The 13,159-nt window shown below is 70.8% G+C and carries 15 protein-coding genes and 2 pseudogenes; 6 read left to right on the top strand and 11 right to left on the bottom strand.

The window, feature by feature from the left end:
* Window positions 1-184: 184 nt before the first annotated feature.
* The 4 genes from ABT186_RS31470 to ABT186_RS31455 form a co-directional block, all read right to left on the bottom strand.
* Window positions 185-946 carry an SDR family oxidoreductase gene (locus tag ABT186_RS31470; RefSeq protein ID WP_351229818.1) on the bottom strand — a complete coding sequence of 254 codons (762 nt, stop codon included), beginning with the start codon at window positions 944-946 and terminating at the stop codon, window positions 185-187.
* A 20-nt stretch (window positions 947-966) separates the two neighbouring features.
* Window positions 967-1,728 carry a 3-oxoacyl-ACP reductase FabG gene (gene fabG, locus ABT186_RS31465; RefSeq protein WP_351927939.1) on the bottom strand — a complete coding sequence of 254 codons (762 nt, stop codon included), beginning with the start codon at window positions 1,726-1,728 and terminating at the stop codon, window positions 967-969.
* Between the two features lie 161 nt (window positions 1,729-1,889).
* Complete coding sequence (locus tag ABT186_RS31460; RefSeq protein ID WP_351927937.1) at window positions 1,890-2,273, bottom strand: DUF3037 domain-containing protein; 384 nt, start codon at window positions 2,271-2,273, stop codon at window positions 1,890-1,892.
* A complete protein-coding gene (locus ABT186_RS31455) occupies window positions 2,270-3,043 on the bottom strand; it encodes a HipA family kinase (RefSeq protein ID WP_351229813.1) in 774 nt (257 codons plus the stop codon). Before ABT186_RS31455 ends, ABT186_RS31460 begins: the two co-directional genes overlap by 4 nt.
* Before the next feature lie 199 nt (window positions 3,044-3,242).
* On the opposite strand from ABT186_RS31455, the gene ABT186_RS31450 reads away from it, so the two are divergent.
* The gene (locus ABT186_RS31450; RefSeq protein ID WP_351229811.1) at window positions 3,243-3,755 is read left to right on the top strand and encodes a Rieske (2Fe-2S) protein; all 513 of its coding nucleotides are present in this window, start codon (window positions 3,243-3,245) and stop codon (window positions 3,753-3,755) included.
* 3 nt (window positions 3,756-3,758) lie between these two features.
* On the opposite strand, the gene ABT186_RS31445 is transcribed toward ABT186_RS31450, so the two are convergent.
* Window positions 3,759-4,409: a cysteine hydrolase family protein gene (locus tag ABT186_RS31445; protein ID WP_351229809.1), complete on the bottom strand. Its 651-nt coding sequence runs from the start codon at window positions 4,407-4,409 to the stop codon at window positions 3,759-3,761.
* Window positions 4,410-4,544: 135 nt separating this feature from the next.
* Between ABT186_RS31445 and ABT186_RS31440 the strand changes: the two genes are divergently transcribed.
* Window positions 4,545-5,012 carry a pyridoxamine 5'-phosphate oxidase family protein gene (locus ABT186_RS31440; protein ID WP_351229807.1) on the top strand — a complete coding sequence of 156 codons (468 nt, stop codon included), beginning with the start codon at window positions 4,545-4,547 and terminating at the stop codon, window positions 5,010-5,012.
* Between the two features lies 1 nt (window position 5,013).
* Here the strand turns inward: ABT186_RS31440 and ABT186_RS31435 are convergent, their stop codons facing one another.
* Window positions 5,014-5,922: a LysR family transcriptional regulator gene (locus ABT186_RS31435; protein WP_351927935.1), complete on the bottom strand. Its 909-nt coding sequence runs from the start codon at window positions 5,920-5,922 to the stop codon at window positions 5,014-5,016.
* A 74-nt stretch (window positions 5,923-5,996) separates the two neighbouring features.
* Here ABT186_RS31435 and ABT186_RS31430 point away from each other — a divergent pair, with 74 nt between their 5' ends.
* The gene (locus ABT186_RS31430; RefSeq protein ID WP_502973377.1) at window positions 5,997-6,956 is read left to right on the top strand and encodes a DMT family transporter; all 960 of its coding nucleotides are present in this window, start codon (window positions 5,997-5,999) and stop codon (window positions 6,954-6,956) included.
* Here the strand turns inward: ABT186_RS31430 and ABT186_RS31425 are convergent.
* A complete protein-coding gene (locus tag ABT186_RS31425; RefSeq protein ID WP_351927931.1) occupies window positions 6,953-8,284 on the bottom strand; it encodes an aminotransferase class I/II-fold pyridoxal phosphate-dependent enzyme in 1,332 nt (443 codons plus the stop codon). The genes ABT186_RS31430 and ABT186_RS31425 overlap by 4 nt on opposite strands.
* 36 nt (window positions 8,285-8,320) lie before the next feature.
* On the opposite strand from ABT186_RS31425, the gene ABT186_RS31420 reads away from it, so the two are divergent.
* Together ABT186_RS31420 and ABT186_RS31415 are read left to right on the top strand one after the other, a co-directional pair.
* Window positions 8,321-9,004: a pyridoxamine 5'-phosphate oxidase family protein gene (locus ABT186_RS31420; RefSeq protein ID WP_351229800.1), complete on the top strand. Its 684-nt coding sequence runs from the start codon at window positions 8,321-8,323 to the stop codon at window positions 9,002-9,004.
* Window positions 9,004-9,555, top strand: a pseudogene (locus ABT186_RS31415) (FMN-binding negative transcriptional regulator). The gene ABT186_RS31420 and the pseudogene ABT186_RS31415 overlap by 1 nt, the downstream one beginning before the upstream one ends.
* A gap of 91 nt (window positions 9,556-9,646) precedes the next feature.
* Here the strand turns inward: ABT186_RS31415 and ABT186_RS31410 are convergent.
* Both ABT186_RS31410 and ABT186_RS31405 read right to left on the bottom strand, forming a co-directional pair.
* Window positions 9,647-10,651, bottom strand: coding sequence for an EamA family transporter (locus ABT186_RS31410; RefSeq protein ID WP_351927929.1), 1,005 nt, complete (start codon window positions 10,649-10,651; stop codon window positions 9,647-9,649).
* 92 nt (window positions 10,652-10,743) lie between these two features.
* On the bottom strand, window positions 10,744-11,310 hold the full coding sequence (locus tag ABT186_RS31405; RefSeq protein WP_351229796.1) for a Clp protease N-terminal domain-containing protein: 567 nt from the start codon (window positions 11,308-11,310) through the stop codon (window positions 10,744-10,746).
* Window positions 11,311-11,590: 280 nt separating this feature from the next.
* On the opposite strand from ABT186_RS31405, the gene ABT186_RS31400 reads away from it, so the two are divergent.
* The gene (locus ABT186_RS31400) at window positions 11,591-12,019 is read left to right on the top strand and encodes a type II toxin-antitoxin system Rv0910 family toxin (protein WP_351229794.1); all 429 of its coding nucleotides are present in this window, start codon (window positions 11,591-11,593) and stop codon (window positions 12,017-12,019) included.
* A 71-nt stretch (window positions 12,020-12,090) separates the two neighbouring features.
* Here ABT186_RS31400 and ABT186_RS31395 read toward each other — a convergent pair whose 3' ends face one another.
* Window positions 12,091-12,780: a PadR family transcriptional regulator gene (locus ABT186_RS31395; RefSeq protein WP_351231890.1), complete on the bottom strand. Its 690-nt coding sequence runs from the start codon at window positions 12,778-12,780 to the stop codon at window positions 12,091-12,093.
* A gap of 83 nt (window positions 12,781-12,863) precedes the next feature.
* A pseudogene (locus ABT186_RS31390) lies at window positions 12,864-13,073 on the bottom strand (transposase); the annotation flags it as partial.
* Window positions 13,074-13,159 lie beyond the last annotated feature (86 nt).

Raw genomic sequence — 13,159 nt, 5'->3', positions numbered from 1 at the left:
TGCCACACCAGGGGGGTCGGCAGACCATACCGCAGTGCCCCGCCGTGTTCACCGTGCTCCGGCGGGGCATGTGACCAGCGCGTTATGACGACGTTGTCATCCCCCTGTGGACCCTCGTGGCAACGACACCGGCGCGGATTCTGTCAATGAATCCCGGCGATCCGCGCCCGTGTCGTGACGTCCGTCAGCCCACCCCGGCGTTCAGGAAGATGCCGCCGTCGACGACCAGCGTCTGGCCCGTGATCCAGTCGGACTGGTCCGAGGTCAGGAACGCGGCGGCGCCGCCGATATCGGAGGGCACACCGAGCCGGCCGAGCGGGTAGGCCGCGGCGGCCTCCGCCTCCCGGCCCTCGTACAGGGCCTGTGCGAACTTGGTCTTCACCACGGCCGGCGCGATCGAGTTGACCCGCACCTTCGGCGCGAACTCGTGCGCCAGCTGCAGGGTCAGGTTGATCATGGCGGCCTTGCTGATGCCGTACGCGCCGATGAACGGCGAGGCGGAGACGCCGGCCACGGAGGCGATGTTGACGATCGCGCCGCCGTTGTCCTTCTGCCAGGCGTGCCAGGTCTTCTGGGCGAAGCCGAGCGCGGAGACCACATTGGTCTCGAACACCTTGCGCGCCACGTTCAGGTCGAGGTCGGCGATGGGACCGAACACGGGGTTGGTGCCCGCGTTGTTGACCAGGAAGTCGACCCGGCCGAAGGCCTCCATGGTGCGCTCGACGGCGACGGCCTGGTGGGCCTCGTCGTGCGCCTTGCCGGCGACGCCGATGACGCGGTCGGCGCCGAGCGTCTCGACCGCCTCCTTGAGTGCGTCCTCATTGCGTCCGGTGATGCAGACGCGGTCACCGCGGGCGATGAGCGCCTCGGCGACGCCGTAGCCGATGCCGCGGCTGGCGCCCGTGACGAGGGCGACCTTGCCGGAGAGTTCGGGCAGTGCAGTCATGATTCCTTGTTCCCCCGGCCCTAGTCGAGCGGTCCGCCGGCGACGTACAGCACCTGGCCGGAGACGAACCCGGCCGCTTCGCCCGTGAAGAAGGCGATCGCGTTGGCGATGTCGTCCGGCTCGCCGACCCGCGCCACGGGGATCTGGGTGGCCGCGGCGGCCTTGAAGTCCTCGAAGCCCATGCCGACGCGCGCGGCGGTCGCGGCGGTCATGTCCGTGGCGATGAAGCCGGGGGCGACGGCGTTGGCGGTGATGCCGAACTTGCCGAGCTCCTTGGCCAGGGTCTTGGTGAAGCCCTGCAGACCGGCCTTGGCGGCGGAGTAGTTCACCTGGCCCCGGTTGCCGAGCGCGGAGGACGAGGACAGGTTGACGATACGGCCGAAGCCGGCGTCGACCATGTGCTTCTGGCAGGCCCGCGACATGAGGAAGGCGCCCCGCAGGTGGACGTTCATGACGGTGTCCCAGTCCGAGACGCTCATCTTGAACAGCAGGTTGTCGCGGAGCACGCCCGCGTTGTTGACAAGGATCGTCGGCGCGCCCAGCTCCTCGGCGATGCGCGCGACGGCCGCCTCGACCTGCGCCTCGTCCGAGACGTCGCAGCCGACGGCGATGGCCTTGCCACCGGCGGCGGTGATCTTCTCCACGGTGTCCTTGCACGCGGCCTCGTCGAGGTCGATCACCGCGACGGCACGGCCCTCGGCGGCCAGTCGTACGGCGGTGGCGGCGCCGATGCCGCGCGCACCGCCGGTGACTACGGCGACCCGCTGCTCAGTGGTGGACATTGCTGGTTCTCCTCGCCCTTGGAAAGCCTGGAACGCCTTCGGAAAGTCTGCAGCTCCCACGGTACGCCCTACGGGTGAGCGACCGCTTAGTACCTTCAGCAGACGTGACGCTAGAAGCCCTGGCACCCGGTGTCAACGGCACACCCGGTGCGTGTGATCCATTACCTCACCAGGAGATCCAGCAACCGCTCCGTCTCGGCCGCCGGATCGGCGGTCAGCCCGGTGTGCACGGGCCCGGGCTGGACGACCGTCGAACGGGGCGCGATCAGCCAGCGGAAGCGCCGCCCGGGGTCGTCCTGCGCCGCCTGCCCGGCCGCCGCGCCGCCCGCGCACACGCCCTCGACGGCGCCGAGCGCGGCGCGCACACCGGCGACGTCCGCGCCCGGGTCCAGCGCCAGCAGCTTCCCTTCGTCGAGGTGCGTCCGGGCCGCGACGAACGACTTGGCGCGGCAGTAGACCAGTACGCCCGCGTTGATGCACTCACCGCGTTCGACCCGCGGCACGACCCGCAGCAGCGCGTACTCGAAGACGACCCGCTCGCTCACTTGTCCCCCTGACGGGTCCCGATGCCCTGGATACGTTCGTGGATGACGGCGGCGCGGGCGAGCAGCGGCTTCGCGTACGCCCGGCGCAGGGCGTCCGGCGTGTCGAAGCCGGGCTCGCCGGTCAGCCACTCGTCGGGGATCCCGGCGGTCACCTCGGCCAGCAGTTCCTCGGTGACGAGCGGCGCCAGCTCGGCGGCGGCGCCCGCCACGTCCGGTGCGAAGGGCGCAAGGGCGTGGTCGCAGGCGTCGTAGGGCCTGGTGGCGGAGGCCTCGGCGCCGGGCCAGTTGTGGTGCCAGATCATGGTGGCGCCGTGGTCGATGAGCCACAGGTCGCCGTGCCACATCAGCAGGTTGGGGTTGCGCCAGGAGCGGTCGACGTTGTTCACGAGCGCGTCGAACCAGACGATCCGCCCGGCCTCCTCGGAGCCGACCGTGAACGCGAGCGGGTCGAAACCGATCGCGCCGCTGAGGAAGTCCATGCCGAGGTTGAGTCCACCGCTCGACTTGAGCAGCTCCTGCACCTCCTGGTCGGGTTCACCGAGGCCCAGCACCGGGTCCAGACCGATCGTGACCAGTCCGGGTACGCGCAGACCCAGCCGGCGGGCGAGTTCGCCGCAGACGATCTCGGCGACGAGCGTCTTGCGGCCCTGTCCGGCGCCGGTGAACTTCATGACGTACGTCCCGAGATCGTCGGCCTCGACGAGCCCCGGCAGCGAACCGCCCTCACGCAACGGTGTGATGTAACGGGTCGCGATGACTTCCTTGAGCATCGCCCCAGGTTACTGGGGCGTTGACCGGCACCGGAGGCGACCCGTGGGGGCCGCGCGTGCGACTGACAGCGGAACGACAGCTGTGATTTACGCCCCCCTCATGTCGAAGAGGTCAAGATCTCGACACCGTCTGAACAGCCGGTGCCTGCGCACCGTACCTCTCGACAGATCACGAAACCTCCCCGAAGGGAACGTCAGCATGACCAGCGAATCGCTTCAGCCCGTCCCGGCACCGGCTCGCCGTACCGTCGTGGCGGCGGTCGGCGCGGCGGGGCTCGCCGTCGCGCTGACCGCGTGCTCCTCGTCGGACAACAACTCGTCGAGTTCCTCGGTCTCCGACGCGCCCAGCTCCCAGGCAGGCGCCGGCGCGAGCAGCGGCGGGTCGAGCGCGAGCGGCTCCTCGTCGTCCGGCTCCGGCGGCACGGTCCTCGCGAAGACCTCCGACATCCCGGAGGGCGGCGGCAAGATCTTCAAGGACCACGGCGTCGTCGTCACGCAGCCGACGGCCGGCAAGTACGTCGCGTTCTCGTCCAAGTGCACCCACCAGGGCTGTGCGGTGAGCGGCATCAGCAACGGTGTCATCACCTGCCCCTGCCACGGCAGCGAGTTCTCGGTCACCGACGGCAGCGTGAAGAAGGGCCCCGCCACCCAGGGGCTGCCCGCCGAGCAGATCACCGTGAGCGGGGACTCGATCACGATGAAGATGTCGTGATGCTCAGGTACGTCCCGTCCGCCGCGGCCGCTTGAGGCAGGCCAGCACCTCGTCCGTGGTCGCGACCGTGGCGACCAACGCGAGGGTGTTGCGGATCATCGCGGGGGTGTACTCGGGGGGCACTCCCGCGATGGCGTCCGCGGGCACGACGGCGGTGTAGCCGCGGTTGACGGCGTCGAACACCGCGTTGGGGATCGCCACATTGGCCGAGACTCCGGTGACGATCAGAGTGCGGCAGCCCAGGTTGCGCAGCAGCGCGTCGACCTCGGTGCCCGCGATCGGCGACAGGCCGTGCAGCCGGCGTACGACGAAGTCCTCCTGGGCCACCTCGATGGGCGCCGCGACGCGCACCGCCGTGGTGCCGGACAGCTGCTGCACCGGGAGCCGTTCGGCCGCCCGGAAGAGGCGGGCATTGCGGCTTGCGCCCCGGCCGTCCGGGCGGCGCTCGGCGATCGCATGGATCACCTGTACCCCGCCCTCGTGCGCGGCGGCGACCAGCCGGGCCACGTTGACGAGCGCACCCGAGGAGCGCGCCTCCTTGGCGAGTTCGGGCAGCGCGCTGTCCGGGCCCACCACGCCCTGCTGGCACTCGACGGTGAGCAGCACCGTGGTCGGGGGGTCGAGGAGTGCACTGAGTTGTTCGTACGACGGCATGGCCCCTCTTGTCGTCGGTTTCGGGACGGGCGAGAGTAACGACCATTGCGGGTGAACGGAAGACACTCCATTCTTTTCTGACGTGATGTCAGAGGATCTCTCTGGCACGACGTGGGAGAAGAAGAGGGGGACCGCATGACCGACACTCAGCGCCGGGGCCGGAAGATCATGATGACACCCGGTGAGCTGGACGATTTCCTCACCACCCAGCGGACCTGCCGGGTGGCGACGGTGTCGGCCGACGGCACCCCGCATGTCACCGCCTTGTGGTTCGCCTGGGACGGCGTCTCGCTGTGGCTGTACTCCGTCGTGCGCAGCAAACGCTTCGCCGATCTGCGCCGCGATCCTCGTATCGCCGTCATCGTCGACACGGGCGAGGAGTACGAGCAGTTGCAGGGCGCGGAGCTGTCCGGCACGGCGGAGTTCGTCGGCGAGGCTCCCCGCACGGGGGAACTGTGCGCTGAACTCGACATCCCCGAAACGCTGTTTGCGCGCAAGAACTTCGGACTGGACGAGATGCCGTACGACGGCCGCCACGCGTGGATACGGCTGACGCCGACGAAGGTCGTCTCCTGGGACTTCCGCAAGCTCGGCTCGCTGTGACTCAGCTTGCCGACACGGCCTCTCCGGCCGCCCGCAGCGCCTCCACCGCCGCCCGGATCGACGGGCGGCGGTCGGCGTCGGCCCGCCACACCACGTAGACGTGCCGGCGCACCCGCTGCCGTACCGGAACGGTCACCACCCCGGAGGGCATCGGATCGCGCCCGAGCAGCGGTGCGACGCACACGCCGAGTCCGGCGGCGACCAGCGCCAGCTGCGTGTGCGTCTCCGCGGCGCGGTGGCCGATCCGCGGCTCGATGCCCTTGGAGCGCAGGGTGAACATCAGCCATTCGTGGCAGAAGTCGCTCTCCCGCCAGGTGATCCACTCGTCGTCGGCGAACTCCCCCAGGTCCACCTCCGTCCGGTCCGCGAGCCGGTGCCCGACGGGCATGGCCACATCCGCCGGATCGTCGAGGATCGCCGCCTTCACCAGGCCCTCGGGCAGCGGCATCGGTTTGTTGTACCAGTCGAGGACGACCGCGAGATCGAGGTCCCCGCGCACCACGCCCGCGACTCCGGCCTCGGGTTCCAGCTCACACGAACGCAGCCGCAGCGCGGGGTGGCCGGCCCGTAGCTCCGCGAGCGCGGCCGGGAAGAGCCCGCGCGCGGCCGTCGGGAAGGCCGACAGACGCAGCTCGCCGACCACCTGTCCGCGCTGCGCCTCCAGGTCGGCCTGGGCGAGTTCGACCTGCGAGAGGATGCGCGCCGCGTGATCGGCGAGCAGCCGGCCGGCGTCCGTGAGCCGCACCCCACGGCCGTTCTTGGCCAGGAGCTGCTGCCCCACCTCCCGCTCCAGCTTGGCCATCTGCTGGGAGACGGCCGACGTCGTGACGTGCAGCCCCTCGGACGCGCCGCTCACCGAGCCGTGCCGGGCGAGGGCGTCCAGGGTGCGCAGGCGCTCCAGGTTCAACATATAAGCAATGCTACGAGATATCGAGCGCGAAATCTCGATTGTGCTACGAGGTTGACTGCGCCATCGTTACGGCCATGAGCACCGCCGCCACCCAACGAACCACCGCCGCCACCATCCCTGAATCACCCCGCCGCCGGGCCGCCTTCGACTGGAGGATCCGCTTCGGCGTCCTGTCGCTGATCTGGGGCTTCAGCTTTCTGCTGATCAAGGTCGGCACCGAGGCGTACGCCCCGTTCCAGGTCACGCTCGGCCGTCTGGTCTTCGGCACGGTGGTGCTTGCGGCCGCGATGGCCGTCAAGCGCGAGCGCCTGCCGCGCGGTGCCCGCACCTGGGGGCATCTCGCGGTCGCCGCATTCCTCCTCAACGCGCTGCCGTTCTCGCTCTTCGCCTACTCGGAGCTGACGATCCCGTCGACGCTCGCCGGTATCTGCAACGCGACCTCGCCGCTGTGGGGCATGGCCCTGTCCCTGGTCGCGCTCTCCGAGGACCGGCCGACCCGGCACCGGGGCGCGGGACTCGGCATCGGCTTCCTGGGCGTGCTGACGGTGCTCGGCGCCTGGCAGGGCTTCCACGGCCTGGATGTGACGGGCACGGCGATGGCCCTGCTGGCCTCGCTCAGCTACCCGGTGGGCTGGATCTACGTCCGCCGCACCCTGGCGGGCTCCGGCCACTCCCATCTGTCACTGACGGGCGCGCAGCTGATGCTGGCCACCGTCCAACTTGCCCTGGTCACCCCGCTGTTCACCACCCTGCCGAGCCGCTTCCCCCTCGTCCCGCTGCTCGCGGTCGCGGCCCTGGGCGCCCTGGGCACCGGGCTCGCCGTGCTCGTGCAGTACGGCCTGGTCGCGGAGGTCGGCCCGACGACGGCCCAGATGGTCACGTATTTCATCCCGGTCATCGCCACCGCGGCGGGCGTCGCGATCCTGGGCGAGTCGCTGGCCTGGTCGACCCCGGTCGGCGCGGTGATCGTGCTGGCGGGCGCGGCACTGACCCAGTCCAGGCCCAGGGCCGACCGCCGGAATCAGCCTGGCTAGACATAGCTGCGGGTAGGCACCGGACCGAGGGCGGAGGCGACGGCGTCCGCCAGCGGCCCGATGTCGTCCGTCGTCAGCGTGGAGACGGTGATCCGGATTCCGGGCGGTGCGCTCATGCGGAAGCGGGCGCCGGGCGCGACGGCCCAGCCCGCGTGCAGCAGACGCGCGACCGCGCCGGTCTCGTCCGGCACGGGCACCCACACGTTCATGCCGCTGCGGCCGTGGGCCGCGACACCGCGCTCCGCCAGCGCGCCGATCAGCGCGTCACGGCGCGCTCCGTACGCCGCCGCGACCTCCCGCGCATCCACCGCGCCGTCGGTCCACAGCCGCACCACGGCCCGTTGCAGGGCCCGGCTCACCCATCCGGGTCCCAGCCGCTGCCGTCCCCGGACCCGGTCGACGGTGACACTGTCCCCGGTGAACACGGCGAGGCGCAGATCGGGCCCGTAGGCCTTGGCGACCGAGCGTACGAAGGCCCAGTGCCGGGTGAACCCGGCGAGGGGGTGGAGGGGCACGTCGACGATCCCGTGGCCGTGGTCGTCCTCGATCAGCAGGGTCTCCGGATGCTCCCGGAGCACGGAACGCAGGGCACGCGCGCGCTTGGCACTCACCGCGGCACCGGTCGGGTTCTGCGCCCGGTCCGTGACGATCAGGGCGCGCGCCCCTGCTTCGAGGGCGTCGCGTACACCCTCGGGGAGCGGCCCCTCGTCGTCCACGCCGACCGGAACCGTACGCAGTCCGAGCGCCGGAACGAGGTCGAGGGTCCTGCCCCACCCCGGATCCTCGACCGCGACCGTGTCGCCGGGCTTGAGGTGGGCCGTGAGGACGCGCTCGACGGCGTCGAGCGATCCTGAGACCGCTGCGAGCGGCCCCTCCGGCACTCCGTCGGCATCCAGGTCGGCACGTGCGATGCGCGCAAGCTCCGGTTCCACAGGGACGTCTCCGTACAGCACCGGCGCGCGGTCGCCCTGCGCTGCTGCCGCCGCGAAAGCCTGCGCCAGCGGCGGCAGCAGCGCCGGATCAGGGTTCCCGCTCGACACGTCACGCACACCCTCGGGCACGTGCACGCGAATGTGGTCCCGCCCCGTGGTGGCCGGCGCGGGGCGCACCCGGCTGCCCCGGCGCCCGGCCGTCTCGATGACCCCGCGCTCGCGCAGGATGCGATAGGCGGCCGCAACGGTATTGGGATTCACACTCAGCCTGACCGCCAACTCCCGCATGGGCGGCAGCAGTTGACCAGGCTCCAGCTCTCCGGCCCCCACCGCACGCTCGACGCTCGCCGCAATCTCTGCTGCGCCCCGACCCTCGATCGGATATCCTCCTAGCACAAAGCAGATTATGCACTAGTGCAATGGAGAGCGCAAATGCAGGGGACCCAGCAGCCGATGTCGCCGCCCGCCGCCTACACGCCGACCGAGCGCACCGTCCCCACGCGCTCGGCGGATCGGGCGTCGTACGACAAGGAACTGGTGCACGCGATACTCGACGAGGGCTATGTCTGCCACCTCGGCTTCGTCCGCGACGGCGCTCCGGTCGTGCTGCCCACGCTGTACGGCCGGGTCGGTGACCGGCTCTACGTCCACGGCTCGACGGGCTCGCGCCCGCTGCGGATGACGGGCCAGGCGGACCCGGGGCTCGCGGTCTGCCTGACGGTGACGCATGTCGACGGTCTGGTCCTGGCCCGCTCGGCCTTCCACCACTCGATCAACTACCGCTCCGTGGTGGTGCACGGCATCGCCCACCAGGTCACCGACCCCGAGGAGAAGCGGGCGGCCCTGGACGCACTGGTCGACCACGTCGTGCCGGGCCGCGCGCGCGACTCCCGCCCCGCCAACAAGAAGGAACTGGCCGCCACCGCAGTGATCCGCCTCGACCTGAACGAGGTCTCCGCCAAGGCGCGCACCGGCGGTGTGAACGACGACCCCGAGGACCTGACCCTCCCCCACTGGGCCGGTGTGATCCCGGTCCGCAAGGCGTACGGCACCCCGCTCGCCGACGCCGACCTGGCCCCCGGCACCGAACTCCCCGACTACCTGGCGGTCCTGTGATGCTGATCCATCCCTGGGACGCGCCCCGCGACGACGCCGAGTGGCAGCGCCGGCTCGCCACCCACGACTTCGGGCAGCTCGCCGTGAACGGCCTGCGGGGCGAACCGCCGTACGTCCAGCCGATGCACTTCGCATAGGACGCGGAACGCGGCGAGGCACTGGGACACCCGGCTCGCCCCAACGTCCGGCGCCGCCTGTCCAGTCCGAGCACGGCGAGCCCACGAGCTTCTACGCGGCGGTGCAGCTACGGTGCACGGCCCCTGTCGTGGACGACCCGGCCGAGAAGGCGGACCTGCTGAACCGCCGGCTCTGCCACTTCCAGCCGGAAGGCGGCTCCGCCCGGGTCGCGGTGGGCGAGGGGCCGTACAGCCGCATGCTGTCCGGCATCAGGGGCCTGCGGCTGGAAGTCACGGACGTACGGGCGAAGTTCACATACGCCGGCAGGAGGGCGAGAGAGGTTCAGGACCGCATCACGGCCGAGCTGGCGGGGGCGGGGCGCGCCGCTCGACGCTGCCGCGCGCGACCATCTGCTGCGCAGGCTCGGGGCGTGATCCGGGGGTGCGGGGCCCGCCACGGCCCCCAACTCGTCACACGTGGGCGAGGTGTTCGCCCTCCGGACTCGTGCCCCGCACGATCAGTGCTTTATGCGGCCGTTTCGCGGGCCGGCACCTCCCTTTCGGCGCCGCCGCTCGCCACCGGCTCCGCAGAGCCCTTCGCGGGCGCCGAGGACTGGGCGATGAACGCGCCCACCAGGACGACCGCCCCGCCGATGATCTGCGGCGCCAAAAGGTGCTCGCCGAGCAGCACCCAGGCCAGGACGGTCGCGATGACCGCTTCCAGGCAGGCCACGACCCCCGCCACCTGGGGCGAGAGCCGGCGCACGGACAGTACGCCGGTGACGTACGCGAGCACGGTGGCGATCAGGATGATCCAGGCGAGCAGTGCGACGGCCGGGACGGCGGTGCCGTTCATACGTGCGGTGCCGGCGAGGATGGACCACTCCATGGTCCAGGGTCGGGCGACGACGGTCAGCACGGCGGCCCCGACGAGCAGGCCGTACGCGATGACGCCGAGCGGGTCCGGGGCCTCGTCGCCCGCGTCGCTGCCCTGGTCGGACAGGACGAAGTAGCCGACCTGGCAGCAGGCGGCGCCGAGCGCGAGCAGCAGCCCGAGGGCGTCGAAACTCAGTCCCGACCACACCTCGACGACACAGGCGAGTCCACCGACGGCCAGGACCACGCCGACGGCGGCGGCACGCGTCACCGGCCGCCGCTGCACGAACCGCACCCAGCCGAGCACGAGCGCGGGCGCCAGGTACTCGATGAGCAGCGCCACGCCGACGGGTATCCGGGAGAGCGCGGCGAAGTAGCAGGCCTGGACACCGGCCACGGCGAGCAGGCCGAAACCGGCGAGCAGTGCGGGGCGACTGCGCAGCAATGCCCGGTGGCGGACCGCGAGCGGCAGCATCACGAGGGCGGCGCCCGCCACCCGCAGCCACACGACATGGAGCGGGTCGAGACCTGCCTGGATCAGCGGCTTGGCCGCGACACCCGATCCGCCGAAGGCGACCGCCGACGTGAGGGCGAGCCCCAGGCCGATGCCCCTTCCACCGTTCCCCTGACTGCCCTGAGACGTATGCACCGGCACATGATGGCAGGCGTCGACATGAGCGTCACCCCCGAACGCACCTGTCTCAGGAACTGGACTTCGAGACCCCTTCGACTTGCGGGGCCAGCCGCTCAGCGACCGGTGTCGCCTGTCCCCGCGTATCCGCCCGCGTACTCCCCCACCGCGGACGCCGCCTCGATCCGGGCCGGCAGAGACCGTACGTCGACGCCCGCGTGGTCGAGGACCTCGACGGCTCGTGACTCGGGGTCGGCGACGATCACCGCGAGCAGATCGAGCCCGCGCGCACGCGCGTCGCCGCGTCGCATCGCGCGGCGGTACGCCGCCTCCAGGGCGCTCGCCGCCGTCGGCGACCAGCCCTCCGGTTCCCGCAGCACCGGCACGGCGCCGGAGTCCTCGACGCTGCTCTGCCAGCGCAGCCCGTAGCCGATGGCACGCTGGACGAGATAACCGAGCAGCCGTGCGACCTGCGGACCGTCGAAGACGGCGCGCACCTCGAAGTCCGACTCCAGCAGCGTGTGCAGCAGATGCGCGGTGTCGATCTGCCGGTCGCCGTCCCGCAGCGCCCTTCTGCGGGCGCCCGCGACCACCGCTGCCAGTTCGGCGGTGAGCCTGGCATCGGAGTCCGTGGAGTGCGTGCCGCGCTCGGCGGCCGATTGCGGGGAATAGCGGGGTGGCACACCCCTACCCCATCAGCCGCAGCGGCTCGGGTCATCCTCGGCGGGCACCATTTTCGCGTCCGACACAGGTTGGGGATGACTGACCGGCTTCTCCTCCTTACGGATGACATCGCGCCGTTTCCCCTGATGGACCGCGCGCCGCCTTGCCCGGCACCCCACACGCGAGCCGCCTGCACAATTTCTGACGGTTCATCAGTATTGAATGTTCCAGGCCCTGCGGCTACGTTCTGCGACACCGTAGCTGCGCCCGGCGCAGCAGCCGACGCCAAGGGGTGGTCGCATGGCCGAAGTCAGCGCGGAAGCACGCATCGAGGCACCTGCCGAGAAGGTGTGGGCCCAGCTCACGGACTGGCCGGCGTACGGCGAGTGGAATGCGACCCACACCAGCTTCCCGAAAGGCGGCCCCGAAACCCTGGAAGTGGGCGGGACCTTCGAGGAGAACATGAAGCTCATGGGTTTCCCGGCCGAGGTCGTCTGGACGATCGACGAACTGCAGCCGGGGCGCGTCCTGGCCATCCGCGGCAAGGGCCCGATGGCCGTGAACGTCGCCACCCGCTACACGCTGACACCGGACGGCGAGGCGACCTCGGTCCGCATCGACGGCGAGTTCACCGGTGCGGCGGTGTCCCTCATGGCGGGCAAGCTGAAGGACTCGGCGACGGCCGCCCTCAACGAGTCGCTGCGCAAGCTGGGGGCGCTGGTGTCCTGAACAGTGAGCAGACGCACCGGCGCCCCGCGGAGGTGATTCCGCGGGGCGCCGTCACGTACCACGCCCTGCCGTCAGTTCTCGTCGGCGAGGATCAGGTACAGCTTCTTGCGGGCTTCGTTGATGACCGCCAGGGCCTTGTCGCGCTGGTCCTTGTCGCCGGTCTTCCAGACCTGGCCGAACGCCTCCATCAGACCGAAGCCGGCCTGCTGGATCTCGTGCAGCGCCTCCCAGTCGACACCGCGCGAGGCCTCTTCCCAAGGGGCGTCGGGGCCCTCGTCGGCCGCGGCGCGGCCCGACTCGGTGAGTGAGAAGAGCTTCTTGCCGCCCTCGCTCTCACTGGTGATCAGACCCTCGTCCTCCAGTAGTTGGAGGGTGGGGTAGACCGAGCCCGGGCTGGGCTTCCACGTGCCGCCGCTGCGCTCGGCGATCTCCTGGATCATCTCGTAGCCGTGCATCGGCCGGTCCTTGAGCAGGGCCAGGATCGAGGCGCGTACGTCACCGCGCCGCGCCCTTCCCCTGGGCCCGCCCCGGCCGCGCCCGCCCCACGGGCCGCCCGGCCCGAAGAAACCAGGCCCGAAGAAGCCCGGTCCACCGAAGCCGGGGCCGCCCGGACCACCGGGACCGCCCGGCCCGAAGGGCCCGAAGGCTCCGCGCCGGCCCTCGAAGCCGCCCCAGCCGCGACGGCCGGGACCGCCGGGACCGCCGGGACCGCCATGGTGTCCGTGTCGTTCGAATCCGAAGTCCTGTCCATGGGAACGCATCGCAATCACTCCATTCCATCGTTGATCTGTCGCGATGCGTCAACGATATATCGGAAACTTCGGCGTGGCAAGCCTCTGTCTCAGCTGTCCCACTCGCGCGGGCGGTAGCCGTTGCGGTGGTTGACTCTCTCTTCGCTGACCTGCCCGTACTCGGCGTTGCAGACGGCGTCGGCCTCGGCGGACATGAGCGCGTCTGCGAAGGTCTTGACCATCGCGCGCAGCAGATCGGGACTCGCCGCGGCGAGGTTGTCCTCCGCGAGTCCGAAGCCGCGGCTGTGACCTGGGGCGACCAGAACGGTTGAGACACCTGGGTCGCCGAAAATCTCAGTTGATCTGGACCCTGGCGTATGAATACTGGCTGTCGTCTCAGTTGATCTGG

It is taken from the genome of Streptomyces sp. NPDC001634, from assembly GCF_040298185.1.
GTDB lineage: Bacteria > Actinomycetota > Actinomycetes > Streptomycetales > Streptomycetaceae > Streptomyces.
The sequence above is the reverse complement of the archived record's forward strand: the minus strand, read 5'-3'. Positions and strand labels throughout refer to the sequence as shown.